Source organism: Bartonella elizabethae F9251 = ATCC 49927, assembly GCF_000518165.1.
GTDB classification, from domain to species: Bacteria; Pseudomonadota; Alphaproteobacteria; order Rhizobiales; family Rhizobiaceae; genus Bartonella; species Bartonella elizabethae.
In genome coordinates, this window is the sequence record NZ_JADB01000019.1 from 1 (window position 1) to 24,154 (window position 24,154).

Annotated in this window: 26 protein-coding genes and 1 tRNA gene; 12 read left to right on the forward strand and 15 right to left on the reverse strand. The window is 38.6% G+C overall.

Annotated elements, in window-relative coordinates:
- From T429_RS0107600 to T429_RS0107630, 7 genes are all read right to left on the reverse strand, one after another.
- A partial coding sequence (locus T429_RS0107600) for an EexN family lipoprotein (RefSeq protein WP_026500947.1) occupies positions 1-206 on the reverse strand: 206 nt, incomplete at its 3' end.
- Positions 207-208: 2 nt separating this feature from the next.
- Positions 209-613: an EexN family lipoprotein gene (locus tag T429_RS0107605; RefSeq protein WP_005775239.1), complete on the reverse strand. Its 405-nt coding sequence runs from the start codon at positions 611-613 to the stop codon at positions 209-211.
- A 2-nt stretch (positions 614-615) separates the two neighbouring features.
- On the reverse strand, positions 616-882 hold the full coding sequence (locus tag T429_RS0107610; protein ID WP_005774639.1) for an EexN family lipoprotein: 267 nt from the start codon (positions 880-882) through the stop codon (positions 616-618).
- Between the two features lie 24 nt (positions 883-906).
- Positions 907-1,608 carry a type IV secretion system protein gene (locus T429_RS0107615; protein ID WP_005774640.1) on the reverse strand — a complete coding sequence of 234 codons (702 nt, stop codon included), beginning with the start codon at positions 1,606-1,608 and terminating at the stop codon, positions 907-909.
- Positions 1,605-3,965, reverse strand: a complete 2,361-nt coding sequence (locus T429_RS0107620) for a VirB4 family type IV secretion/conjugal transfer ATPase (RefSeq protein WP_005774642.1) — start codon at positions 3,963-3,965, stop codon at positions 1,605-1,607. Before T429_RS0107620 ends, T429_RS0107615 begins: the two co-directional genes overlap by 4 nt.
- Positions 3,962-4,288, reverse strand: coding sequence for a VirB3 family type IV secretion system protein (locus tag T429_RS0107625; protein WP_005774643.1), 327 nt, complete (start codon positions 4,286-4,288; stop codon positions 3,962-3,964). The genes T429_RS0107620 and T429_RS0107625 overlap by 4 nt, the downstream gene beginning before the upstream one ends.
- 28 nt (positions 4,289-4,316) lie before the next feature.
- Complete coding sequence (locus tag T429_RS0107630) at positions 4,317-4,664, reverse strand: TrbC/VirB2 family protein (RefSeq protein WP_005774644.1); 348 nt, start codon at positions 4,662-4,664, stop codon at positions 4,317-4,319.
- A 157-nt stretch (positions 4,665-4,821) separates the two neighbouring features.
- Here T429_RS0107630 and T429_RS0107635 point away from each other — a divergent pair, with 157 nt between their 5' ends.
- Positions 4,822-5,565 (forward strand): nuclease, encoded by a 744-nt coding sequence (locus T429_RS0107635; RefSeq protein WP_005775241.1) that lies wholly within the window; start codon positions 4,822-4,824, stop codon positions 5,563-5,565.
- A gap of 110 nt (positions 5,566-5,675) precedes the next feature.
- On the forward strand, positions 5,676-5,897 hold the full coding sequence (locus tag T429_RS0107640) for a hypothetical protein (RefSeq protein WP_005774646.1): 222 nt from the start codon (positions 5,676-5,678) through the stop codon (positions 5,895-5,897).
- Positions 5,898-5,954: 57 nt separating this feature from the next.
- On the opposite strand, the gene T429_RS0107645 is transcribed toward T429_RS0107640, so the two are convergent.
- The gene (locus T429_RS0107645; protein WP_005774647.1) at positions 5,955-6,407 is read right to left on the reverse strand and encodes a phage holin family protein; all 453 of its coding nucleotides are present in this window, start codon (positions 6,405-6,407) and stop codon (positions 5,955-5,957) included.
- Positions 6,408-6,410: 3 nt separating this feature from the next.
- Positions 6,411-6,749, reverse strand: coding sequence for a DUF883 family protein (locus tag T429_RS0107650; RefSeq protein ID WP_005774648.1), 339 nt, complete (start codon positions 6,747-6,749; stop codon positions 6,411-6,413).
- A 699-nt stretch (positions 6,750-7,448) separates the two neighbouring features.
- On the opposite strand from T429_RS0107650, the gene T429_RS0107655 reads away from it, so the two are divergent.
- The 3 genes from T429_RS0107655 (at position 7,449) to T429_RS10650 (ending at position 9,164) form a co-directional block, all read left to right on the forward strand.
- Positions 7,449-8,324, forward strand: a complete 876-nt coding sequence (locus T429_RS0107655) for a MotA/TolQ/ExbB proton channel family protein (protein WP_005774649.1) — start codon at positions 7,449-7,451, stop codon at positions 8,322-8,324.
- Entirely contained in the window at positions 8,321-8,920 is a 600-nt protein-coding gene (locus tag T429_RS0107660) for a biopolymer transporter ExbD (protein WP_005775242.1), read from the forward strand. The genes T429_RS0107655 and T429_RS0107660 overlap by 4 nt, the downstream gene beginning before the upstream one ends.
- Before the next feature lie 85 nt (positions 8,921-9,005).
- Complete coding sequence (locus T429_RS10650) at positions 9,006-9,164, forward strand: hypothetical protein (RefSeq protein WP_154645788.1); 159 nt, start codon at positions 9,006-9,008, stop codon at positions 9,162-9,164.
- Between the two features lie 665 nt (positions 9,165-9,829).
- On the opposite strand, the gene dut is transcribed toward T429_RS10650, so the two are convergent.
- Positions 9,830-10,369 carry a dUTP diphosphatase gene (dut, locus tag T429_RS0107675; RefSeq protein ID WP_005775243.1) on the reverse strand — a complete coding sequence of 180 codons (540 nt, stop codon included), beginning with the start codon at positions 10,367-10,369 and terminating at the stop codon, positions 9,830-9,832.
- Between the two features lie 279 nt (positions 10,370-10,648).
- On the reverse strand, positions 10,649-11,458 hold the full coding sequence (locus tag T429_RS0107680; protein WP_005774653.1) for a VIT1/CCC1 transporter family protein: 810 nt from the start codon (positions 11,456-11,458) through the stop codon (positions 10,649-10,651).
- 1,045 nt (positions 11,459-12,503) lie between these two features.
- Here T429_RS0107680 and T429_RS10870 point away from each other — a divergent pair.
- The 3 genes from T429_RS10870 (at position 12,504) to T429_RS0107700 (ending at position 14,236) form a co-directional block, all read left to right on the forward strand.
- The gene (locus T429_RS10870) at positions 12,504-13,151 is read left to right on the forward strand and encodes a hypothetical protein (RefSeq protein ID WP_005775244.1); all 648 of its coding nucleotides are present in this window, start codon (positions 12,504-12,506) and stop codon (positions 13,149-13,151) included.
- A gap of 195 nt (positions 13,152-13,346) precedes the next feature.
- A complete protein-coding gene (locus T429_RS0107695) occupies positions 13,347-13,652 on the forward strand; it encodes a hypothetical protein (protein WP_005774655.1) in 306 nt (101 codons plus the stop codon).
- A 368-nt stretch (positions 13,653-14,020) separates the two neighbouring features.
- Entirely contained in the window at positions 14,021-14,236 is a 216-nt protein-coding gene (locus tag T429_RS0107700; RefSeq protein ID WP_005774656.1) for a hypothetical protein, read from the forward strand.
- 678 nt (positions 14,237-14,914) lie between these two features.
- On the opposite strand, the gene T429_RS0107710 is transcribed toward T429_RS0107700, so the two are convergent.
- From T429_RS0107710 to T429_RS0107725, 3 genes are all read right to left on the reverse strand, one after another.
- Positions 14,915-15,448 (reverse strand): type II toxin-antitoxin system PemK/MazF family toxin, encoded by a 534-nt coding sequence (locus T429_RS0107710; RefSeq protein ID WP_005775245.1) that lies wholly within the window; start codon positions 15,446-15,448, stop codon positions 14,915-14,917.
- Between the two features lie 411 nt (positions 15,449-15,859).
- Positions 15,860-16,429, reverse strand: coding sequence for a disulfide bond formation protein B (locus T429_RS0107720; protein WP_005774658.1), 570 nt, complete (start codon positions 16,427-16,429; stop codon positions 15,860-15,862).
- Between the two features lie 12 nt (positions 16,430-16,441).
- A complete protein-coding gene (locus tag T429_RS0107725; RefSeq protein ID WP_005774659.1) occupies positions 16,442-17,047 on the reverse strand; it encodes a YqaA family protein in 606 nt (201 codons plus the stop codon).
- Between the two features lie 195 nt (positions 17,048-17,242).
- On the opposite strand from T429_RS0107725, the gene T429_RS0107735 reads away from it, so the two are divergent.
- The 4 genes from T429_RS0107735 (at position 17,243) to T429_RS0107760 (ending at position 22,476) form a co-directional block, all read left to right on the forward strand.
- A tRNA-Leu gene (locus tag T429_RS0107735) sits at positions 17,243-17,327 on the forward strand.
- 1,224 nt (positions 17,328-18,551) lie between these two features.
- On the forward strand, positions 18,552-19,424 hold the full coding sequence (locus T429_RS09890) for a radical SAM protein (RefSeq protein ID WP_005775247.1): 873 nt from the start codon (positions 18,552-18,554) through the stop codon (positions 19,422-19,424).
- A 373-nt stretch (positions 19,425-19,797) separates the two neighbouring features.
- Complete coding sequence (locus T429_RS0107750) at positions 19,798-21,582, forward strand: MFS transporter (protein WP_005775248.1); 1,785 nt, start codon at positions 19,798-19,800, stop codon at positions 21,580-21,582.
- Positions 21,583-22,224: 642 nt separating this feature from the next.
- The gene (locus T429_RS0107760) at positions 22,225-22,476 is read left to right on the forward strand and encodes a hypothetical protein (RefSeq protein ID WP_026500949.1); all 252 of its coding nucleotides are present in this window, start codon (positions 22,225-22,227) and stop codon (positions 22,474-22,476) included.
- Positions 22,477-23,133: 657 nt separating this feature from the next.
- On the opposite strand, the gene T429_RS0107770 is transcribed toward T429_RS0107760, so the two are convergent.
- Complete coding sequence (locus T429_RS0107770) at positions 23,134-24,024, reverse strand: outer membrane protein (RefSeq protein ID WP_005775251.1); 891 nt, start codon at positions 24,022-24,024, stop codon at positions 23,134-23,136.
- Positions 24,025-24,154 lie beyond the last annotated feature (130 nt).

The window sequence follows — 24,154 nt, forward strand, 5'->3', positions numbered from 1 at the left end:
TGTGCTTGACGTTCCTTATCAAGTTCTAAAAATGCTAACCGCATGTTTTCACAATTTTTTGAAGTTCCTGCAAATCCACATCTAGCATCCCACTCTAGGCGTAAATTTTTATCTTTTTTAAATTCAGCGACGCTATAGGTTTTTTCACAGCCAGCAGCGATGAGTCCTGTGCCAAGTAGCAATGTTGTTATGAGAACTTTATTCATGATTAGTGATTGTCCTGTTGTTGTTCTGCCGCGCGCTCTTTTGCTCTTTGTTCTTCTTCAGCACGCTCTTTTGCTTTTTCTTCAGCAAGGAATTTTTGATTCTCTTCTCTCATTTTTTTAATTCTGGCTCTCATTTTAGCCATATCTTCTTCATCTCTTTTGCGATTGTTCTCTTCCGCTTGACGCGCTCTTTCTTCAGCTTGTGCCTGACGTTCCTTATCAAGTTCTAAAAATGCTAACCTCATGTTTTCACAATTTTTTGAAGTTCCTGCAAATCCACATCTAGCATCCCACTCTAGGCGTAATTTTTTATCTTTTTTAAATTCTGCGACGCTATAGGTTTTTTCACAGCCAGCAGCCATAAGCCCTGTGCAAAGCAGTAATGCTGGTATGATGATTTTATTCATGATTAATGGCTGTCCCCTTGTTTTTCAGATTTTTGCTGCTCATCATTTGTAGAGCCAAAACCTCCCCATTTCTTACGGGTTTCAAATTCAGCTTGCTCTGCGTTTTTACAATTTTTCGATTTAAGATCCCCTGATGTCAAACATTTCACGAGCACTTCTTCCATCAGTTTTTTGTCTTTTTTTAATTCTTCTACGCTATAGGTTTTTTCACATCCAGCAGCGATAAGCCCTGTGCAAAGTAGCAATGTTGTTATGATGATCTTGTTCATGTTCAAGCCCCTCTTTTTTACCCTTTATTGACCACGCAGTTTTTTTGCATAATCTGCGTATCGCGCTGCAAATTCTTCATAGGCACGTTTTTCTGCTGCTTTTTCTTCTGCTTGTTGAATCATCGCGGCGGCTTGCATTTGAAGGACTTGTGTTTGCAGTCTTGCTTGTATTGCTTCTAGTTTTGCTTGAATGCTTTGAATTTCACCAGCCTTTTCAGTGTTTCCAAGTTTATCGAGAAGCTTGTTAATCTCTTTTTGCGTTTCACTGGCTTCTTCGTAGACATCTTGGCCTTTTGCCGCTTGTCCGACTGTGCGCTGTTCAGCTCTTTTTACTTCCTCTGCGTAAAACGCATCCACCGCTTCTTTTGATCCTGCACCCCCCGCGGGCTCTTTGTATTTAAGCTCTTCTTGCCATTTTTGCGCGTTTTTGCTGCTGCTCCCACCGCCGCCGCCACTGCCCATCGATTGTTGAAAGTGGTTAAAGTCAGAAGGCAGAGCGCCATTGCTCCCTTGCTTGTTAAACATTTCTTTCAATGCCGAAATGTCAGGCTTGGCATTTAAGGAGCTATAGAGTTGTTTCATTTGATTAAGTTGACTTTCTAATTTTTTAACTTGCGCCATGTTTTCCAGCAGTATTTTATAATCAAAGGGACCACCTCCAAATGCATTTGCTTGAGGGCTAAAAGAAATGGCGCAAAGCGCGGTTGCCAATAAAAGTTTTTTCATTGTTTTGACCTTTCTTGGAAAATAGGAAGCCATTTATCTGGAGATGTCCCAACTTCTTCCATAATAGTTTCGAGAAGTTCAATGTTTTTCGTGGTGCCGCTTAAAATGGCAATTTCATCATCAAAACCCCGTAAATTCAGTTCTGCTACAACAGAACTTTGTCCCTGCTTGATGAGAAAACGCCGTGACTCCCGGCTTAATTCTGTTTGTATCAGGTTAAACTCTCGGTCTGATAATTTAAAACCCTCTACATAATCCGAATGATTGCCCTTTTGATTGGGAAAATAAACCTGGGTGGGACATTGCTCTATAATGGTGTGAGCTATCGTCGAATTAATCGCATCTTTGGGAGATTGCGTGGCAAACAACATCAAACCATTTTGCTTGCGAATGGTCTTCAGCCTATCTTGCGCAAAGGCTTTAAAGGAATCATCCTCTAGCGCTTTCCAAAACTCATCAATGACAATGATAATACGACGCCCGTCAATCAGAGACAGAATCCTATGAAAGAGATACATCATTAATGGTGGACGAATTTCGTCATTGTCCAAAAAATCGGTCATATCATAACCAATAAATTTGGCATCAATCCCTATGTCATCATCAGGATTGTCAAATACCCACCCCAAGGCATTGCCTTTACACCATCGCTCTAAACGCCCCGCTATCCCCTCCCGATGCGTGGTGTCAAAAAACATTTGTAAAGCCGATATGGTCCGTTGCTCTTGAGGGAGCAAGGCAAGTTGGTCAACCGCAGAAGCAATATCTTGCCTTTCCGATTCACTAATCTTTTGACCCTCAGCAGAAACAAGCTTGGTAATCCATTGACGTAAAAAGACCCTATCAGCTGGATTGCTATAATCTAAACCTTTCAAGGGCGCTATCCCCGTCGGCTTGCCGTTTTTCAAAGGCATATACGTGCCGCCACCCGCTCTGACAAAAAGCTCTGCTCCACGATCCTTATCAAAAAACACCATATTGGGATCATGCTTTTGAAGCTGTGCGAGTAAAAAATTAACAATAACCGTTTTACCAGAACCAGACGGACCACAGACAAAGGTATTGCCTAAATCACCAAAGTGAAAGTTAAAATAAAACGGCGAACCAGCTGAAGTCTTCATCAAGGCTACCGCTGGTCCCCACACATTGCCATCTATTTTGCCAACCGGAAAAGAATGAAAAGGTGAAAGCGCTGCATAATTGCGGCTGGTTATCGCGCCAGAGCGGGTGCGATAGGCATAATTGCCAGGCAATTGTGCCCACCATGCCGCCGCTAACCCTAAATCCTCCCGCGCAATAACAGCACCACCATCTGTCAGACGAGAACGCGCTTTGGCAAGATTATCCGCTAACTCTTGTGGCTCATCGGCAAAAACCGCTAACGATAAATGATGCTCCCCTAAAACAAAACGATTCGATTCAAGATCATCAAGCGCATCATCCAGCTCCATGATTTGTGAGCCCGCACGATCTCCGGCATTGACCATCTGGTTTTGTTTGCGACCCATAATCTGCTTGGCAGCATTTTTGCTCTTGAAAATAAAAGATTGCGTAAAAATAAACTCAAAGGGAAGCGTTAAAAGACCATCCGCCATGCCTACTCTGGTTTTGGCTGGATACTCTTTCCAACCAAACATGCCAGCAAAACGCTGGCCCGCTTCGGTGCGTATTTCTATGACCTCTTTGCCAAAAATCAGACGGTCTGAATAAACAGTCGACGCTATCGTCCCCCATGTCAACGGGATACGTTCACGACGACCGCCTACCAGTTGGTGAATAAACTCACTTTGCTGCGAATAAATAGTGCCTTCATACTCATACAGACTTAATCTTCTTGCGCCATAACGCTCTAAATTTTGAATGACATCTGTCGTAATATCTTCAAGCTTGCGAATCGATTCTTCATCAACTTCCGTTTTTTCTTGCTTGGCTTTGCCTAACCGTTTGAAAAATTCTGCTAATTTATCCGTCTTATCAACGTGTGGATTCCACAAAATTGAAAGATAAAGTTCATTGCGATAAAGATCCTGAGAAACCATCCGTTCACGATATTTATCATCTAATTGCTTGGCAAATGCCGATCTAAAAGTGCCATCCGGATAAACCGTCTCTCGCTTTCGGATGATATGGCTATAAAGTGCAATCCGTTCATCGGCAATGTTCTTAAACAGATTGTTGAGCTGTTCGTGAAGCACGTTCAGATCAATAATATCCGCTGTCTCAAAGTTAATGCCTTCAAGTTTAACAACCATCATGAGCGCGCGTGAATCCAGTGCAATGACATGCTTGTTTACATGGCGCACGTAAGGGATGATCGCTTCTGGCTGCTTTTCACGCTTGCGCTCTGCTGTTTTCATTTTAATTCCTCATAATTACGAATTAATCGTAATGGAGAAATACTTCCTCCACCCCATAGACTAGAATTTCTGGCAAAAATAGTTGTCTTTTGCCATGTTAGAAGAATACGAAATTTGTTATGGTCATGTTTTAGGATTTCCTTGAATATGAAATGGATGGCAATACCAATGGTTAAAAGAAAAATATTGCCTGCCATAATAAACAATATCATCGATCCTATCGCATTTAATCCCATAGCTTCCACCGTCACGCCCGCAATCATTGCAGGGCGCGTGCAAGCAAGAAATAACGTATCCTCCGTTAGTTTCTCGTGCTCTTTCATGATTTTTGAAAATGCTAGAGCACGTTAATTAAGCTTTAAGCATTGATACGATTTGCGATGCACCAAAGATTATGCCAATGCCAACACAAACAAAAAATGCCTTACGCATTTCAACATAACCAGCAATCCATGCAAGCCCAATACCCGCAACCGCAATCGTTGCTATCGATATGGCAATAGGTCCGTTTAAAGTGTCAACTATTTTTTGAAGTGCAGTTTCAACTTTTCCGAAGCCTTCTGCAAATGCTGGATCACTGAGCGCAAGGAAAGCAATAAAAAGCATCAATGCTGTGGTTAGCCATTTCTTTTGAGTATTGGATAAAGTATAGTTTTTTAAGGTGCGTTCACAATTGAACGAATTATTCATGTTTTTCATGAAAATTTCCCCGCTTTATGTTTAAGTTAATCATAAAATTAATATTTAATATTAATCAAACATCCTATAAATGAAAAAAATATTTTTTTCTATTGATAAATTAACAATATTTAATTTTTTTTCGCTTAATTAACAGTAAAATACAGTAATATTCAAAATGATAATTTTTAAACAGTTTCGATCCGTTTCTAAATATATTGTCTTAATTTGTCTTATTGTTTTGGGATACTTTTATTTGAGTGAAAATAATGAACAGATTGTTCAAACTTTTTCTTTAAAAGGACCAGAAAAGCTAAGAGAGAAAACAGTTCAAAATCCAGAGTCACAATTGAAAGATGATGCGAACCAACAAAATATAAACCAACAAAATGGTGCTTTGCTCCAACAGCCATTGGCTTCACAATTTTATGAAGAAAATGTTCCCGTCTATTCCGGTGCTATAGAGGTCACAAGTGGTGTGACCTTTAAAATGATCACACCAACAGATGATGGATGGAGAAAAAGAATCGTGCGCAATATCCGCCTCTATGGTGTGGAAACCTGCGAAGTGCGGCAATTCGCCTCACGCAATGGTGTTAAGTGGCCCTGTGGGGCTTTTGTCACGGCGTGGCTGGTCTCAAAAACAATCGATAAAAATGTGACTTGTCGGCAAACCCGTGTCATTAAACAAATTCATTATGCTCAATGTTTTGTGGATGGAGTGGATCTTGCACGCTTAGGCCTTGCAGAAGGATTGATGGTTTTGACAAAAGATCAACATAACTTCCCATCCCCCGCAGACTATAAAAACTTACAATCGACCGCTCAAAAAGAAAAAAATGGCTTGTGGTCAAGCCAATTTCAACAACCAGAAGATTGGCGAAGAGAACACGGAAGCTATAATCCCATCGATCATAATTGATATTGACCATAATTGATCAAGCGTCCTCTTCAGTGCTGTTTACAATAAAGACAATATGCCACAACAAGCCTTAACAGCTTTAAAGTTGATCACAGGCAACATAGATCTTGATGGATAACTCTCGTCATGGAAAAAAGGCTTATGAAAAAATAGACAAAAGCAAAACTAAAAACCCTTTATCTTCAAAAAACACTGCATTGCTTCAAATCAAACCAGATCTTCTATCTGAAGTATTGCCTAGTATTTGCTATGTTCGTGAAAAATGGCGTGTGCATTCTGAAAGGAATTTCTTCTTAAAACCGTTTGAAGAAGCTAAAAAAAACACGAAATAAAAAGGTGCTTTCTTTATTGTAAAAGAAAGCACCGGGGGGGGGGATAGGATCACAGTCTTACATATTTTCATCTAAAAGGCGGTCTTTTTTATCTTTTTTCCACAGAAAATACGTTGCTAGTCCGAGAATGGGCACACCCAATTTGGCAAAAGGGAGATGTTGACTGAGAACAGCAAGGCTGGAAACAGTCGCATCTGTCATCAGTTTGTGGCGTTGTTCTTCGGTCTTTTTTTGTTGGTCATAGCGTTGATAAACCTTCAGAATCCTGTTGATCATGAGTGCTAATCCGGCAAGAAAAAGCCAAATTAAAAACATGATACTGGCGGCAAAAAGAGGCTTCATAACGGTACATAACCCAAGAAAACCAATCATACATAAAAAAAGCAACGCCATGAATAATGAAATGCCAATAAACCCACAGCAAATTGCTTGAAGGCGCACTTGCTTGACAGTGCTTTTTAGTCCTCCACCGACAAGATGGTTTAAAAGAGGAGCGATAAACTTATGCATTGCTTAACGACGCAGTAACTGAGAAAGAATAAAACCAACGCCTGCTGCAAACAAAACGCTTTTGCCAGGATTTTTACGAACACATTGATTCATGGTTTGTTCAAGATCACTGATTTTGTCTTTTGCTTGAGACATGAGGTCTTCACTACTTTCTTTTGCTGAGTGATATAGTTTTTCCGCTTTGTCTTTGGCCGCATTGAATTTTTTAGCACCAAGATCTGTCAGTGTGGAGGTCATCCCTGAAATTTCATGACGTAACGTTTCTAATTGTCCCTGGAGATCGTTTTGTAGATCTTTTTCTGCGGCAGTTTTATTGTTTTGTGTTGTTTTGTTCTTGTTCATGATGTTTTGTCCCTCTCTTGTATAGTGGTGTTTGCTGTGTTCATCGTAATCATTTGCATTAGAGTGAAAATTTTTACTGCCGAAATAACGCTAAAAGTGTTTTTTAGTTCCTTGTCTTTTTCTGCAATTTAAAATTGTTTTAGGCATTGCAAGCTATTCAGCACCATTCTCTCGTTTTTGGGCTTGCTGTTTCTTTTAAAAGGTTAAAGATCTTTTTTTTAAGAGAAAAATCTGTATTGTTTATCTCGTATAAATTATCTCTTGCAGGCAGATGTTTTGTTCTCTTTATTCAAGAGCGGTTGAAATGAGAAAAGCTTGCGTCTGAAAGGCTTGTTTAGCAACAATCATGATAAATTATTCTTATAAATCAATATGTTGTAAGTAGAAAGATGATGCGTTATTTTTATCAATTGAGATATTATACGGGAGATTTCTGATAAGTCTATCATTTTGACAAATTTACACAGTAAAGCGATTTAAGTAAGATAAACTTGTGAAGGGGTATAAAAAAATTTCTTGAGTGATTTTGCTAGGGTCAAAGAGAATGTAGGGAATAAAACTATACTTGATTTATCAAGTTTTCTTTCTTAAGAGGAATGCGGAAGTGACGTTGAAGTGGCGGTGTGGAATAGGGGGGCTCTGCGGGTTAACGATTCAGCGTATAAAGAAGATTAAGACCACGAGAGTTGTGAGACAGAAATGGAATCTGAAACAGTCCCTTTAGAGAGTAGTTCTGCTGTATTGGCGGGGCATGATTTTTCGCCTTTTTCTATGTTTATGGCTGCTGATTGGGTGGTGAAAGCTGTTATCGTTCTTTTGTTGCTTGCTTCTTTGATATCTTGGACAATTGCTTTTGTGAAAATTATTGAGATCACTGTGGCAAAACGACGCGTGCGTCATGAACTCCGATTGGTTCTAAACGCTCAGACTCTCACGCGTTTGGCGGCGAGCTTAAAAGAAAGCAAAGGGGCAGGGGTGTTTTTTCTCAAAGAAGTGCTTAAAGAAGTCTATCTTTCGACACAAGAGGTTCATTTTGTTGCTCCTGAAGGAACAAATGAAAGCTCTGCTGAGAGAACAAATCCAAAGAAAAGTGCACAAACGCTTGAAGATATTCTCTTTTATGAGGAAAACGATCAATATGGAAATGTTTCTCGTGATGGTTATGTCCGAGATGTTCATGAGGGTTTAAAGGAAAGGGTTCATTCGCTTTTGTCGCGCTGCTTGCTGGCGGCGACACGGCGTGTTGCCTGTGGAAGCGCTGTTCTTGCAACCATTGGCGCCATTGCGCCCTTTGTGGGGCTTTTTGCAACAGTTTGGGGAATTATGAATTCTTTTATTGGAATTGCGCAATCGCAAACAACGCGGCTTGATGTGGTTGCTCCTGGAATTGCTGAAGCCTTATTTGCAACAGCGATTGGGCTTTTTGTAGCGATCCCCGCCGTGGTGATGTATAATAGCCTTATGCGTGCTTTGAATGGCTATCGCAGTGATTTAGGTGATATCGCGGCTGCTCTTGAAAGGCTTTTGAGTCGTGAACTTGATCGACAAAAACAACAGAAAAGTCATAAAAAATGAAAGCAAGCTTTAATGATGATTTTGATCTCGATGAGAGTGGGTTGCACAGTGAAATTAATGTGACCCCTTTTATTGATGTTGTGTTGGTGTTGCTGATTGTTTTTATGGTTGCTGCTCCCTTGGCAACATCTGTCATTCCTGTTCAGCTTCCTTCGATCACTCAAGCGCCTTCAGTGGTTCAACCTGATGAGCCCCTTTATGTTACTTTGCAAAAAGATCATTCTCTTTACATTGGCGATCATCTTATAGAACAAGCTGCCTTGAGGGAAACTTTGTTGAGGGAAACCAAGCAAAATTTAGAAACAAAAATCTTAATCAAAGCCGATAGTGAAATTGATTATGGCATTGTCATCGATTTATTAAACCAAATACGCATGGCTGGATATGGGAAAATCGGTCTTGTTGGATTGCAAAATTCTCCCAACCTTGCCGCAAAAGATAAAGGCTATCATAAAACAGCAGATGGAACAAATGGATCTGTTGTGACAGATGGTGCTATTGAGAGAGCGGGGACTAACGTGGTCGGGCATGTGGAGGCTGTAACAACCAGTACTGTGGAAAACGCTCATATTTCTGGAACAGTTTCTGCTCCGTGATAAAAAATGTCTGATAAAAAAATAGCTTTGTTGAAGGAAGCAAAGCAACTTCATCAAAGGCATAAAGTGAAATTGATGAGGGGCAGTGTCATCGATTGATGCAACCAAAGATGTATGTCTTGAAGGGCATAAAATCAGTCTTATTCGGATTACAAAACGCTCTCAATCTTGCTCTGCTAACGGACAACAGCCTTGGGGTGTGATGATGGCAAAATTGATCATGCGCCACTCTTATGGCATTTGAATTGCTTATTTTACAAGACAAGGAATTTTTCTTAAATCCAATCAAGAGGGGTGTCTTTCGGATCATCACACTCAATCGTCCTTGAGGGGTAGGAGCATGTGAGAGATGTGCGGGTATGTGGAGGCTTGTGCTTTTAAATGAGATGCGTGGAAGAGGATGCGTGCTTTAAAAGCCTTAAGTGATCAAGGAAAGACGATTGAAATAAGGGCATATCTTCCGTGCAAAGGTTTTTGTTTCTCTAAGGGCTGCATGTCAATCAAGACGAGCAGAACGCGCTGTCGCGTCGAGAGGGAAGTTTCATTGTTTCACATGCAAGATTTTCTGAATTGATAACGACTTTTCTGAATTGATAATGTTAAGGGGTCGTGAATGTTGAGAAGGGACGTGAGAGGAGAAAGGATGCAGGGCTTTGTGCCTTTGATTCAAAGATGAAAGCCTTGGGCATCAATGGGCGCTGCTTTGCTTTAAAAGCTCCAGAAACCTCAAAAATCAAGAGTTCTTAAATAAGAATACATCAAATCAATTCCTCAAGCTGTTCCAATATCAGTATTATGATGACGCACTACGTAAAAGATTTCCCAATTCCAAGGGGACTCGCAAAAAAATCAAGGGATTAAGAAGTAAAAAAAAACTTTAAAATGAGCCTTGGGTTGCTTTGAGCTGCTTTAAGTATGTCCTGTGGAACCAAAACCTCCTGTTCCACGGCTCTCTGCATGACTTTGGCTGTCTTCTTGCGCTGGTTCAATGGCGCAAACAGTGACTTTTGTGACGGGGGCGATGACGGTTTGGGCAATGCGCATGCCTCGTTCAATAGAAAAATCTTCCTGACCACAATTAATGAGAAGGACTTTGACTTCACCACGGTAATCACTATCAATTGTCCCTGGGGTATTGAGGCAGGTGATGCCGTGTTTTAAAGCGAGACCAGAGCGTGGACGTATTTGCGCTTCATACCCTAGGGATAAATGAAAAATAAGACCCGTTGGAATAAGAGCACGCTGCCCTGGCGAAAGGACGAGCGTTTCTTCTTCTCCAAGGGCGGCGCGTAGATCAAGCCCTGCAGAACCCGCTGTCGCGTAATGAGGAAGTTCTAAACCTTGTCCGTGTGCAAGAATCTCGACGGATAAAGTCACGCAGTGTGAAGATTTTGAAGAGACACAATTTTCTTGGTTGTTGAGTGGTGCGTTGGTTTCAGTATGCGGCATGATCAAGGCATTTCCAAAATATGAGGTCTAGAAAAAAGGGTACTTTAACAAAAGATATTCATAAAACAAGTCGATAAAGGTTTTTTGATGCAGATTGTCCCCAGAGCTTGGTTATGATCTTTTGTTACTTCAGAATACGCTAAAGTATGCACATCCCAAAGCACCATAAGAATCTTTTTAATAAAGGGATTACCAATAATGATTTGATGCCCGTTAAAAGGGACGCGCTATGAGAGAGCTCAATTATATTCGAGATCGAAAGGATAGGGGGGCGCGTTTTTAAATACTGCCGATAAGAATCCCTGTGGCAAAAACCAGAGCTCCCCCAATGATGACTTGTAAAGAGGCGCGCCAAAAAGGGGTCGACATGTATTTGTTCTGGATCCAAACAATAGCGCCGAGTTCGAAAAAAACAATGATACAGGCAATCACTGTTGCGACATAAAAAGAATTGATCAAATAGGGAAGCGTATGACCTAAGCCCCCTAATGTTGTCATAATGCCGCTGGCAAGACCTCTTTTCAAGGGCGAACCACGCCCTGACAATTTGCCATCATCATGGGCGGCTTCTGTGAAACCCATTGAAAGTCCCGCTCCAATGGAAGCTGAAAGCCCGATCAAAAATGTTTGATGTGTTTCTCCCGTGGCAAAAGCGGCAGCAAAAATGGGCGCAAGGGTGGAGACAGAGCCATCCATTAATCCGGCAAGACCTGGTTGAATCCATGTCAAAAGCGTTTGTTTTTGCGCTTTCGAGGGCTTTTTTATGGTGTGATTTGCTGCTGTTTTTTTAGGAGAGGGTGGGCTCCCCTTGCTTTTTGTAAAAGAAGTTTGTTCACATAATCCATCCACCGTGTGCGCACGATTATGGCAAGAAAGACACAAAAGTTGCTTATAATTTTCAAGCTCTTGAATCCCCATAGCGGCAAAAACCGCTGCTTCTTTAGAGGAATAAGGCTCTAGCGCTTTTGCATATTTTAAATAGAGCGCCGCTTGTTGCTCTTTTACTCTGAGCGCTTGAAGGAGCATTCTTTGTGCCGAACGAAAGAACAGAGCTTTACGCTGTACAAATGAAAAAAACGATTTCAACATTCTCTGTTCCTTTGCACTTTAGAATAATTCTAAAAGATGAAGAAAAATAAACTGAAAGTCAACCTAAAAGTTACAAACTGAAAAAAAGCAAAAAGGTTGCAGTAAGAAAAAAAGAAAAAATGTGCGGGCGCCATGAAAGTAAAGCTGACCAATCAATAAAGCAGATTTTTCAAGGGGTGTTGCGAGGGGCTCCCCGTGAAAAAATTGAGAGAAAATAGGCTTTATTTTGCTAAAGGGGTGTTCCAATAGAGCATTCCAATTATTGTACGAGAGCTAATGGATTTATGCTCAGAGAATATATGGAAAGAAATAAGCCAGCCCCGTCATTTAGTTGATCGTTCAAAAGATGAAGACTCTTGGAATTTGAGATCATTCTTTAAAAGAGACCTTGTTTCAAGGATTCTTAAGTCTCTTTTCGCAAGAGCGTTGCTGAAGGGGATAAAGCAGTAAGGCACCCATGAAATACTATAAATTCCCTATAAATTCCGTTGAGTCTTCTCCTCTTGATGCTTCATAAACCGGTGCCATGACACCTGCTTAGTCCCCAATGTTTGCGACAGTCTTTAGCAGCATTTATTCTCGGTATTTTTATTGGATCGTTTTACATTCCACATCGCGTTTTAAATGTAAGCCAGTCCCCTTATGATATTAGCATTGAGGTGGATTTGTTCGCGTGTGACAAATTATCTTTTGTGCTGTGATTGGAATTTGTTTGAAAGGCTGGAATGTATCAATGAGCGAGATATATTTGTTTGATCACTCAGGAAAATTAATGCTTTATGAAGGATCATTTATCGCTTTGCAACGCGCCTTATATCTTGCATGAAAGCCCCAAATTCAGTAGGATTCTCTCACTTCAAAACTTCTTATATTGAATCAATCAAAATCGTTTCTTTGTGGATCACAAATGGGGCGCTGTGTTTTTATTTAAAGTATGAGATGAGTTACAATGTGAGAAGTGCATAGTCTTTACACATCAAAAGACGAGTACTCTTGATGTTTAAAAAAATGGTTAAATTTTGTAGGTAATAAAGAGACGTAGTATATGGAAATTGATGACAGTTTAGAATTATGGCGACTTTCCAAAAAACTAACAATATCGCAGGCAGCACTTTTAATAGCCGGATTAAATCCAGGAAAATGTCGGTTTGTTAACAAAATAGAACCAGAAAAGGGTGATATTTACGAAGATAATGTTCTTTTGTCATTAGAAAATACTGCTAATTTTCGAGCAGCTTATTATGCCATCGTTCAAGCAGGAAAAGACCATCGGTTAACGATAGAATGGTCATACTATAACTTTCAGGATTTTATAGATGCAGATTCCTCACATGTTCCCGTTAAAGATTTAAAAAAATGGCTTTCATCATGTGGTCAGCGTCCTGCATTTTTCTTTCCTAAGGGTGATTCTCATGAAATTAAAGATCAAAAATATGCGTTTCAAGATAAAAATCATCCACACTATGCTCCAAAGCTTGCTGCAGCTGTGGCGGCGTGGGAAGCCGTGAGCAAGTCTGGCCCCATTAAAACCGTTAAAGGAACGCTTGCACAATGGCTGGAACAGAATGCCGATCAATATGATTTACGCAATAAAAAAAATGGTAAATTAAAAAGCGATGCCATTGAGCAGATTTCAATCATTGCTAATTGGAAACCTACCGGAGGGGCTCCTCCTAAGGAACCTGCCAATTAATTTTATCAGAAAAAAAAGACAAAAAGAGCACTAAAATTACGTCGTTTTTTTAATAATTTTGAGGGTGCCTTCCTATTCAGGGGGGAGGTTTAAGATAACCTCCTCTAGGTTTCAACTTATTGTTTTTACATTATATTTTTAAAAAAAAGGATAAGTTAGGCTGGAAAAGGCTTACATAAGACTGAAACCTCCCCTATGGTTTTCATAACTTATCCCTCTATTTTTTCTGGCTTTTCTTGCGCGATTTTTATCCTGCACTTTTTCTTTCCTGAGGATGATTCTGGCGACCTTAAGGATCAAAAATATGCGTTTCAAGATAAAAATCATCCACACTATGCTCCAAAGCTTGCGGCTATTGTGGCAGCATGGGAAGCGGTAAGTGAGGCTGCACCAAGTAAAAATGTTAAAAAAACGCTTATCAAGTGGATTCGTGAACATGCCATTCAGTATAAGTTGGTCGATGATGATAATCGACCAAGAGAGAAGCTCATTGAGGAATGAGTGGCTGTTGCTAATTGGAAACCTACCGGAGGGGCTCTTCCTAAGACACCTGCCAACTAATTTTATCAGAAAAAAAAGACAAAAAGAGCACTAAAATTACGTCGTTTTTTTAATAATTTTGAGGGTGCCTTTCTATTTAGGGGGGAGGTTTAAGCTATTCTCCCCTAGATTATAACTTATTGTTTTTACATAAGAAAAATATTTTATCGTATTTTAATGACTGTTCAGAGAGGGAAAATAGATATTGTTGGGCAGTAAAACCTCCCCTCTCGTTTTCATAACCTAACCCTCTATTTTTATTGGATTTTTTTTGGCATTGTTCAATTCGAATCAACTGAAATTAAGTCGAAAATGCTATGGAGGTGACAATGCTAAAAAAAATTTTTTCTTTTTTTACGGGGACTGAAAGTGCAAAAAATTCTCAAGGAAATATACCGATGAATGGATCGATATTGGAGCAGCCTGTGGCGGATGAGGTGGTGCGCAAATCATTTAGAGGGAGCGTATTGTCGCGTTGGTTAAAGTTTGAATTTATCATTGTGATGGAAAAGGTCAAAACACGGCGTCCTGCGCGCTCTCCCTAAAGAAATCTTACTCTCTATCGCTTTGTGAAGGATTTCTCTTGAAAAATTGGTGCCATAGTAAAACCCTCTCTATGGTATAATACGAAAAGGATATCTTATGATTTATTATGATGAAAATGCGAAAAGAAAAACGACTGTAGGGCATGGTCACTCTGGAAGAATCTGTCGCTCGCGCAGGTGATGATCGATATTTCAGTGTCTCTTTTGTCCATTTATTTCTAACCAATGGAAGTGATGAACAAGCTTTTGTTTTATGGTGGTCAATGTTAAAGAATGACACTTGAAGAATATCAAGGGCTTTCAAGGGGATAGGGCAAAGGAGAATATATTCCGCTATAGGGGGTGTTTCTTGGAAATAAAGTTGACCATTAAAATGGCTTGTTTAAAGGAAATAGGTAACCGTGTAAGGAGAATGCATCCTGCGGGCTGTTTATTGTGAAACAGTTTTCTAAAGAGAGAATTATAATCCTTGCTATCGAAAGACTCTTTACTTTTAGCTTGTAATCGTTGCTTTTGCGTGACGTTGGTTATATTCTTGCTGGATCACTTAAAAAGAAGTGCTTTAACGACGAAAGGAGTGGTTTCCCACTCCTCCGTTCCTATCTCCCCTTTCGGGGAAGCGGCCACCATTACTGATGCCGTGTATGCTTTTCTATATACGCTTATTTTTTTTAAAAGTCAAGGGTTCAAACGAGGTAAATATTTAAGCATAAGAGAAATAACTTTATGAAATTCTTCCTCCGATAACCTTGGGGCGCCACTATGTGAGCAACTAAGACGGCTTACTGAGACGGTTGTTACATAATTGCAGATAATCCATGCTTTTTTATGTTCTATCGGAGATTGTAGGGCATAAGCCGCAGGATTATTCGGTTGTGATTTTGTCGAAAAGGGCAAAACCGTAACATTGCCATAGAGTTTTGCATTCTTAGAAAGTACTAAAACAGGACGTTTTTTCCAAAATTCAGGGAGAATCGAATCATGAGGAAAATCGCACCAAAAAACTTGTCGAATGCGCGGTGCTGATTTGAGCCGTGGTTTTATATGAGGGGGCTTTGTGTAAGGCGCATTGATATCTCCTAATTTCTCATGTTCTCGCCATGCGGCATGATCATGTTCCATCACACTATGCGGTGCTTCAAGGTGACAGATTTCTACAGGAGTGAGCGGGGGAGGGGGTGTGGGAGGCGTTGTGTTTTTATCCTCAGACATGGTTGACCATTCAATTTTTATTGGTCCCCTCACTGACATTCTCTGATCGCTTTTCTGTGGCCTGCTTCTATCAAAATATTGCTGATAAGTACAGAGAAGCAAAATAATAAAATATAGATATTCGTTGTTTTTCTCTCTCCTTTGGAGAACAGAATATTGATAAAAATATTAAATCTGCAAAAGCCATGAAAAGAAAACAGAGGAAGATTTTACAACAAAAGGTGTGTTTCATCTGTTTTAATGTTCAAGGAGAAGTTTGATGATGAGAAGATGATGTTTGTGGATGCGCGTTATAGGGGCAATTTTTGTGCTCTCGACGCTTTAGGCTTGGGGGGATTTTGCTGTGGAGCCCCATGCGCTATACGGTTTTTTTTTAAGAGAAAGTATGCTGTTCCGCATGGGGGGATTTGTTTATGTCTTGTGGCTTGAGAGAATGCCTTTCGAAGTAATATAGAGGCTCATAAGGGTGAAAAGGAGGCTTGCAACCACATTCCAACCGGCAAATGAAAGAAAAAGAAAACGCGTGGGGGCTTGTGAACAAGAAGGAGGGTGAATATTGTTTAATTGATTAAGCAGTTGGTTAATATCTGAGGTTTTTCGCACTGCGTTTAAACCACAACTGAGAGGAGCTTCCCAAAAGCCATATTCAACACCGGCATGATAAATGGCTAAAACAAGGCTGATGCTCATTAACACAAAAACACATAAAAATAAAAGTTGTATCCACGAAGACATGCGAAAAAACCATGCTCCAAAACCTGCTAAGAGCAAAAAGGGGATGGCACCGTAATAGGGAAAACGCTCAATAAGACATAAATCGCAAGGAAGATACCCACCAAGATGTTCAAAACAAAGGGCGAGACCTACAGTGGCGGATAAGCAAAAGGTAAGAAAAAAAGCCCATAAACTTTGTTCTTTTCTGCTGGGTTCAAGATGAAGGTGTTTGTTTAAAAAGGAATGGGAAGAAAAAACACATGTCATTGGGTCTGTTCCTTATAAAAGCTGCTTATTTAAAAAAGCTATAAAAATCCCATAAATCAAAAGGAGACTAACACACCCTACGAGGATAATCCATTTGAAATGTTGTCTTAGAAAATTCATTGCTTTTTGTCCAAAATGTTTAATCAACCACGCGAGAAGATAAAAACGAGCACCTCGGGAAAAAATACAAATGAGAATGAAAAGTTCAAGACGGACACTCATCACACCTGCCAAAATTGTGACAATTTTGATAGGGGGAAGATGAAAAAAACCTGATGTTATCAGTAAAATGATTAGAAATTGTAGGGTGGCATTGTTTTTTAGAGCTTCAAAACTTTCAACTTTGCCGTAAAATTCTAAAATGGGTTTGGCAAGAGTGTCATAAGCAAAATGTCCGATAAACCAACCGGCAATGCCGCCTAAAACAGAACAAATCGTTGCAATGAAAGCATAGCGATAAACCCGATTGTGCCGGATAAGCAGTAGTGGGATATATAAAATATCTACGGGAATGGGAAAAAAAGAACTTTCAATAAAGGCAATGAAACCAAGCCAGTGTGGTGCTGTACGCCGATTTGCTAAAGAAATCGTCCAAAGCTTTAATTTGTTTAATATCATGAGGTTTTTTATAAATTTAAGTGGTAAAAACTTTACAAATGAGTTTGCTATCAATTCGATAAAGAAAATATTCCATCAAACAGAGAAGAAAATGAGAGAAATTCTTAAAAAATCAGAAGTCTGCTGTTGACGAATCTATGCTTCTTCATATAGTGCAAAAGAATAAGCGACAAGTCTGTCTTTTATAATACAAGTGCGGGTGTGGTGGAACTGGTAGACGCGCCAGACTCAAAATCTGGTTCCGAAAGGAGTGTCGGTTCGAGTCCGACCACCCGCACCACTTTGATAAAGACTTCCATTTTATCCTGTCAGAGTGCGCCATATTGATTTATAAAATCCTGGGATTTGTAAAACATTGGGATTTATCAAGGGTATTCATTATTTTGTCTGTTGAATGAACAACCTTGAAGATGAGAGGGGGCTCTTGTTTTAAAATCTGTTGATTGCCAATCAGTCAAAACCATGTTTACAAGCCGGATGCGCTTGCGTCGCATAAAACTGTATAAGAACACACCTTTTCATGAATCTTATTAAGTGTATACCGTAAAATCCATTGAGCACCTCCATCTTTACGCTTATGAAGAAGCAAGTCGGCATCATCACACCATTTTCCAGCCCTAAAATGTTGCGGACAGATCTTGTATTCAGACGGTTATAAGGGCCATTTTTAGTTCTTGTCTTTAATAAATTTGATCCACACACTCATCCCGCTTGTTATGTGCTGCCAAGTGGTTTTTCTTGCTTCAAGATAAACAGATTTGAAATGAGAGAATCTTACGTTATTCGGGATTCTCATTCAATATGAATAACACGAGATTATCATTATAAATCAATATGATTGTATCTTTAATAAGAAATAAAAGTTTGTATTTTGGTGTCGAGTAGAACCTCTTTTAAAGGTAATTTTACCGCAAGGAGTATTTCATAAAATTACAATTAAAACAGAAAAATAATTGAAAAATTTTTCTTCTGAGAAGCTGATTAACGCAACAACTATTCTTTATTTTCAGCCCCAAAAAACCTTTTTAAAATTACTTGATAAAGTAGAGCGTTGCATATTTCTTATTGCGATTGAAGTGAAATAGCCATTGAAATCAAGAATAATACTTTTTGAATGAACTTAATCATTAAAATGGAAATGAGCTGAGCACAAGAGTTTTTCGATTTATACCGGTATAGGCCAATTTGTTTTTCAAACTGAATCTTGCGTAATACAGTTAAATTGGCTTTACAATTATAAAGTTGTAGGTTACGGTTATAAAATTGTAAATTCTCAGACTTTTTACAAAACACTAATTTTCTTGAATATACATTAAGGGACCTCATAACAATATGAGGAGGATATTGTGTCATATCAAAAGCCGCAGGTGATTGGCACTGTAAATAGTGCAACTTTAACTTGTTATAAACCATTGGTGCGAGATAGAAAAAAATAAAAAAGCAGGATAAGGGTGCTGCTGCGCCCTTATCTATTGTATTATTAAGAAACAGTTTAGGGGGGGAGATGTTTCGTATTAATCTCGACGAGAATAGCATAACTAGATTAAATGATTTTCAGACTATTGTGCTTAATGATTCAGCTATAATTTTAATTGATTCAGTTTTTTTACAGAATCAGAAAATTGAAACTGTTGCAGCAAAGCTTAATGTAGAGACAGAGATTTTAGCATCAGATTTTTCAATTTTGTTAAGAGAACTAGAAAAGAATGGTTTTCTTTTAAAGAAGGAAAACTTGATTAGTGCATCAGATTCGATTTTTGATCTTAAAAAATTATGGGTACCTGTAACACCTATCATACATATTATCCAGAATTGCAATAGCCCTTGTATCATGTGCGATTGCTGGAAGATTAAGGAAAAAAATTGGCATACTCCAGAAAGTTTAATGCCCTTATTTAGAATGTTGAAAGAAAAAGGAGCTGCCTCAGTGATGCTTTCTGGGGGAGAACCTTTAATGCATCCGAAACTTAAAGATATTTTATTAACGTTGAATGAACTAGGTCTGCCTGTTGAATTAAATACCCATGGCATCTTATTGCATAAAAATTTATGGATTTTACAGTATGACATAAAAGAAATTGTTATTTCTATGGATTCGACGAGTGTCCAAGGATATTATGATATACGGGGGGCGAATAAATTTGATCGCGTGTGGAAAAACATTGAAACAGTTAAGAATCTTCAACCTCTGCAAAGTATAGGAATAAGAGCAACAGTTACCAAAGAGATTCTAGAAAATATTATTCATTTTATCGATTTTTGTATAAGCAAAGATGTCGATTATATCGGATTCAGCCCGCTCGATACGTCGTCATTTAGTTTTTCTAGAAAAAATAATACAAACGATCAATCTAAGGGGATCAATCTAAGACTTTAAGAAACAAAACTCTTCCGCCAAACGCCTTACTTTTTCATTTGAGAGATGAATTATCAAGGAAAGAATCTCCCCTCCAGATTTATAGAGATAAAAAGTTCCAAGAAAGAAAAATCTCATGGACGTCACAAAATTTTGTAAATTGTATTCATGATTACTTAGGCGAAAATTCTACGTACGTTTCGTCGCCGTTAATGTGTTTATTTCCATTTTCATCCCTAGTATTGGACTATAATGGAGATTTAAAAAATTGCTTTTATTCAGAAGCTTTTGGGAATCTACAAAATTATGAGGCAATAGATTGGTCTGCTCAAAGCGTTTTAAAATCTTTGAAAGAATCTGGCGCATGTAGCGGATGTCGTGGGACAAGTATTTTATGGATAAGGTTAAGCAATTTAAGATTTATAGTATTAGCAAGTCTACTGCTCTCGTGGTTGCTGTTTTACCCCTTTTTTTGTCGGAAAAATTGCATTTGTCGCAAGCGGATATTGTTTTAATCGGTAGTTATTTTTTATTGCTTCCTTTGATCTTAGAAGTCCCCTTGGGTTTATTAGCAGATGTTTATGGAAGTAAGCGCGTTATTTATACTGGGCTGTTTTTCTTTCTTTGCGGTTTTTTAGCTCTTTTTATGAATTATGCCTATTTTGCTTACGCCACTTATTTGTTGTGTATTACATTAGCAGCCGCTTGTTTCTCCGGTGCGGAAGATAGTTTACTCTTTTCTATCGTCCCAAAGCATCGCACACTGTTTTCCGTTAAGTCCGAAGTGGCTGCTGTTACCTATAGTGTAACAACGGTACTTATTTTTTTAGGGGGAATACTTTATTATGTGAATCCTGCATTGCCTGTGATTTTTCAAGTCCTCTCATTAATTTTTGCTATCTTTATGTTTTCAAAACTGACGAAGGGATTAGATAATTTTCATATCAACGCTCATCCGAGTATTTTCAAAGTTATGTGCGCCAGCCGTAAAGAAGTCAAAAATCCTTATCGCTTTACTCTTATTTTTTTAAGTGCAGTTTCAGCTTTTGCTATTTTGGTTAATAATCGAACTGTTTCTATCGCATTTTCTGATTTTTTGCCATTTCAACCTGCTATTTTGGTTTCGATTATTTTTATTATTGGGAATTTTTTTTCAGCAAGTTCCAATATATTGTTTCAGAAGTATTTTTCAAAGTTTCAAAATCCTATTTTTCCCGTCTTAATGATTGGTTGTATGGTAACCATTGCTTTTTTTCTCATGTCATTTCAAATCATTGCGGCTCTTATATTAGGATTTTTACTGCTCTGTGTTTTTAAATCTGCTTATCGATCTTATCTGTCGTCTCTTCTTATAAATTCATTGATTGATCCCAAAGCTATCGCGACTGTTTTATCATTTACAGCCATTATTACAGCGGTTGTATCCTTTGCATTCAGTTTTTTATACGGTCATATTTTTTCAACATTCTGGCAAGCTAATTTGTGGATGGCAGTGGTTATGGCTGTGATTTTTGCGGTGTCTGCTTTAATTATTTTTTTCAGAAAACAAGAAATCATTTGGTTACAGCCTGAAAATGCACAATCGTCAAAACAACATTTCTTGAAACGTAAGCATCAAGAGTTTTGCTACGGGCAAATTTATCCGGAAGCATCGTGCATTAATGAAAACATCAAGGATGGCTCTTTTCGACAAAGTCTCTATCCTGCACCAAATTTGATAACACTTTGCGATGAAGTCGTCGAATGGGAGTTTATCCGGGGGACTGTATTGAGCCAAATGGATTTGCTACATCAAAAGGCGATTATTGATCAAATCAATAAGATTTTTCAAGATCGATTAAGCAAGAATATAATCTTATCACATGGAGATTTACAGCCTGATAATATCATTGTTACTCCTGATCATTCTTTTAGGGTAGTAGATTGGGACTTATGTCAAGAAGCCAGTCCGGAATTGGATATCTTAACATTTTTCACCAGTCCAAGATTATCTCTCAATTTAGAAGAACGGATAGACTATATTTCTCATTTGCTGTCTCTATCAAAGGATGAAGCTTTACCAATGATAAAAGCGTTTGTGGCTAAAAAAATTTCTGATCTTTGTCTATACGAAAATATTTTCATGAAACAATTAGTATTGGATTATAGGAACTTGAATAAGAAATTTCATGAGCGGTAATATTGTAATTTGTCATGAAAATTGCAGTGCGGGCTGCAATCATTGTCCGTATTCGATAGAATGTATGGTGAGAGATGACGCCTTGCCTGAATCTTTATATACAATAAATGACATAAAATCTGATCTCATTATTCTTTCTGGTGGAGAGCCTTTTGAGCTCGATTATGATTTATTTCATAAATATATGTGTCTCATTTGTAAAAAATATTTTCGGATTGCAACAGGGGGTATATCTATATTCAACCCTATTTGAAGCTATTCAAAGAGTCATCCGTTCTTTTTAGGGATACAAATAGGTACAGATGTTATTTCAGAGATAAGAAATCTAGACAGTAAAAAATATAAACAAAAGTGGGTGCGTAACATAGAATGTATGAAAAAAAATAGCGTACCCTATAGTGTGACGATTCCTTTATCGGAGAGATTCCATTTGGCAGAAGTGTTCGCTCTAATATGTATCGCATCTCCCGAGTTCATTTTAGTTAATTTTGAAAATAGAAAAAAGTACGAGAATACATTTCAGTTAAATATGATACGGGATTTTTTTTCTGGCTGTGAGATAAAATATGGATATACGCCTCAGAGTTTACACCAATAAATAAAACTATCGGATTCTTTATGTTTGGTTTGGAGCACTCTCCTATGGCGGGTAAACCCAAATGGGTTGAGAAACAAAAGCCTGAACTCTACTCTTTAAAAGATACTGCTTTAGAGGCTTTTGAAAGTCGTCAAGAAGATGTCGTGAGGGGAAGGCTGGAAACGGCTTTCCATAAATGCTTTTGGGAGCTTTACAATTTCCTGTTCTTCTCCAATGAGACTGTCTCTTTCATTTTACAAATGACACAAACAGAGAAAGACAATCCCCATGTGCTACTCTGCATAGAACAGTTGTAAACGGTGTCATTTGAAGTGGGGTGATAGAAGGCAAGCCGTTTCAGTATTTTTTTAGTGTGTCTTGAATTTTTAAGTGAGAGATTGTCCATAGCGTTTTTCAGTTTAAGTGACTCCCATGAAATGGGAAATCAAGAGGAATTCACTCAAGAGTTATCGTTTCTTTACAAACCGATATAGGTTTTGCAATGGGCTTTAAAATCTTTATTCTTTGAGAGGGGGTGCGAAAAGTAATTCCCGTGACCCTATCAAGTGATTTTACTTGAGGAAAAAGGCGGTGAATTGATAATGAATAACCAGATTGTTTATCGATGAAGAAACCTTCCTTTGAGAGGCGTGAAGAAAAGCTTGAAAAATGCACACCCTTCTTTTTATGGTGTTGTCCATGTCATCATCATCAGCTGCTTTTGATTCGCAGTATGCGTCTTTGTTTTAAACAAATATCCGTGTTCTTCCTTATTTCATTACAATGGTCGTGAGGGTAAAGCTCTTCTATTTTAAATGCGTTCTCTAAAAGGGGGAGAGGATAGGAGTTTTCGAGAAGCTGGACGGTTTAGCGCTGGTTTTTAGAGGCTTCGTTTTTTTTAAAGGGGGAGAGAGACATAAAAAAACCCTGCTTTTAACAGGGTTTTTTGAACGTTTTATTTTTTCTACAAGAGATTAGAATTTATAAGCGATGCCAAGGCGAAAATTATGCTCTTGGGCACTCATTTTAAGTTCATCATTGGCAAATTTCTGTTTAAAAAAATCTGTATAACGGTATTCTGTACGCATGATAATGTCATCTGTCATGGCAAGATCAAAGCCACCCCCAACAGTATAACCAATCATTCTTTTTGTCTTATCAAACACATTGCCAGAAGCAAATACTGTCGAATCTTCTTGCGATTTTGTTAAAAGCGATAGGATATATTGCATCTGTGTGTAGGCAACACCCCCTGCAATATAAGGCATAAGACGATGGGAAGCAAAACCAATGCGCGCGCGCAGAGCGCCAGACCATTTTTCTTTCAATGTAACACTGCTTACAACAAGATCATCAGCGTCGGGGATCATTGCATCCCGAGTAGCAGATGTTAGAAGAGGAATCCCAGCTTCTTGAAAGGCTGCGTTAAGAGAGTCTAATTTATCGAGAATTTGTTTGCCAGTGTCCGTTTGGGTGTTTTTCCGTCCAGACCAAATCATATCCGTATCAAAACTGACAATAAGGTTATCTCCTAAATCGATATTAGAACCTGCATAAAAACCACCAACAAATCCTGATGGTTTGGGTGAGAGATCTCTGTTGACCCAAGCCCATTTCCCACCATTGGATTCTGGTGCGTAATTTAAAGTGCTGTTAATGGAAACATGTCCAATTTGTCCACCAAAATAAAAACCAGTCCAAGAAAAAGGCGCGGAAACAGTCACTGGCGCAATCCTTGGAGCTAAGCCTCTTGGCGCTGTAACATTCGGCTTTGATGGTTGAAATATTACTGTATCAGCCGCTTGCGCTGTTGAAGCAGTCATAAAAGTGAAAAGAGAGAGTGCAATTAAACATTTTGTATTCATAAAACGTCCCCAATTTATTTCAATTACATGATGTATTATGCATAAATTAGTTAAAAAAATCTATATATAATTTCATTATGAAAAAATAAAATATATCAAAAATCCATAATTTTTCAGTGTTAAGCGTTTT

Excerpts from the sequence above, each read along its gene's own strand:
- T429_RS0107625 (WP_005774643.1), bottom strand. The coding sequence starts at position 4,288 with ATGAAAGAGCACGAGAAACTAACGGAGGATACGTTATTTCTTGCTTGC.
- T429_RS0107650 (WP_005774648.1), bottom strand. The coding sequence starts at position 6,749 with ATGAACAAGAACAAAACAACACAAAACAATAAAACTGCCGCAGAAAAA.
- T429_RS0107610 (WP_005774639.1), bottom strand. The coding sequence starts at position 882 with ATGAACAAGATCATCATAACAACATTGCTACTTTGCACAGGGCTTATC.
- T429_RS0107720 (WP_005774658.1), bottom strand. The coding sequence starts at position 16,429 with ATGACATGTGTTTTTTCTTCCCATTCCTTTTTAAACAAACACCTTCAT.
- dut (WP_005775243.1), bottom strand. The coding sequence starts at position 10,369 with ATGCCGCATACTGAAACCAACGCACCACTCAACAACCAAGAAAATTGT.
- T429_RS0107635 (WP_005775241.1), top strand. The coding sequence starts at position 4,822 with ATGATAATTTTTAAACAGTTTCGATCCGTTTCTAAATATATTGTCTTA.
- T429_RS0107605 (WP_005775239.1), bottom strand. The coding sequence starts at position 613 with ATGAATAAAATCATCATACCAGCATTACTGCTTTGCACAGGGCTTATG.
- T429_RS0107645 (WP_005774647.1), bottom strand. The coding sequence starts at position 6,407 with ATGCATAAGTTTATCGCTCCTCTTTTAAACCATCTTGTCGGTGGAGGA.
- T429_RS10870 (WP_005775244.1), top strand. The coding sequence starts at position 12,504 with ATGGAAATTGATGACAGTTTAGAATTATGGCGACTTTCCAAAAAACTA.
- T429_RS0107660 (WP_005775242.1), top strand. The coding sequence starts at position 8,321 with ATGAAAGCAAGCTTTAATGATGATTTTGATCTCGATGAGAGTGGGTTG.
- T429_RS0107725 (WP_005774659.1), bottom strand. The coding sequence starts at position 17,047 with ATGATATTAAACAAATTAAAGCTTTGGACGATTTCTTTAGCAAATCGG.
- T429_RS0107710 (WP_005775245.1), bottom strand. The coding sequence starts at position 15,448 with ATGTCTGAGGATAAAAACACAACGCCTCCCACACCCCCTCCCCCGCTC.
- T429_RS0107700 (WP_005774656.1), top strand. The coding sequence starts at position 14,021 with ATGCTAAAAAAAATTTTTTCTTTTTTTACGGGGACTGAAAGTGCAAAA.
- T429_RS0107695 (WP_005774655.1), top strand. The coding sequence starts at position 13,347 with ATGGTTTTCATAACTTATCCCTCTATTTTTTCTGGCTTTTCTTGCGCG.
- T429_RS0107655 (WP_005774649.1), top strand. The coding sequence starts at position 7,449 with ATGGAATCTGAAACAGTCCCTTTAGAGAGTAGTTCTGCTGTATTGGCG.
- T429_RS09890 (WP_005775247.1), top strand. The coding sequence starts at position 18,552 with ATGTTTCGTATTAATCTCGACGAGAATAGCATAACTAGATTAAATGAT.
- T429_RS0107620 (WP_005774642.1), bottom strand. The coding sequence starts at position 3,965 with ATGAAAACAGCAGAGCGCAAGCGTGAAAAGCAGCCAGAAGCGATCATC.
- T429_RS0107640 (WP_005774646.1), top strand. The coding sequence starts at position 5,676 with ATGGATAACTCTCGTCATGGAAAAAAGGCTTATGAAAAAATAGACAAA.
- T429_RS0107760 (WP_026500949.1), top strand. The coding sequence starts at position 22,225 with ATGGCGGGTAAACCCAAATGGGTTGAGAAACAAAAGCCTGAACTCTAC.
- T429_RS0107680 (WP_005774653.1), bottom strand. The coding sequence starts at position 11,458 with ATGTTGAAATCGTTTTTTTCATTTGTACAGCGTAAAGCTCTGTTCTTT.
- T429_RS0107750 (WP_005775248.1), top strand. The coding sequence starts at position 19,798 with ATGGATAAGGTTAAGCAATTTAAGATTTATAGTATTAGCAAGTCTACT.
- T429_RS0107770 (WP_005775251.1), bottom strand. The coding sequence starts at position 24,024 with ATGAATACAAAATGTTTAATTGCACTCTCTCTTTTCACTTTTATGACT.
- T429_RS0107630 (WP_005774644.1), bottom strand. The coding sequence starts at position 4,664 with ATGAAAAACATGAATAATTCGTTCAATTGTGAACGCACCTTAAAAAAC.
- T429_RS0107615 (WP_005774640.1), bottom strand. The coding sequence starts at position 1,608 with ATGAAAAAACTTTTATTGGCAACCGCGCTTTGCGCCATTTCTTTTAGC.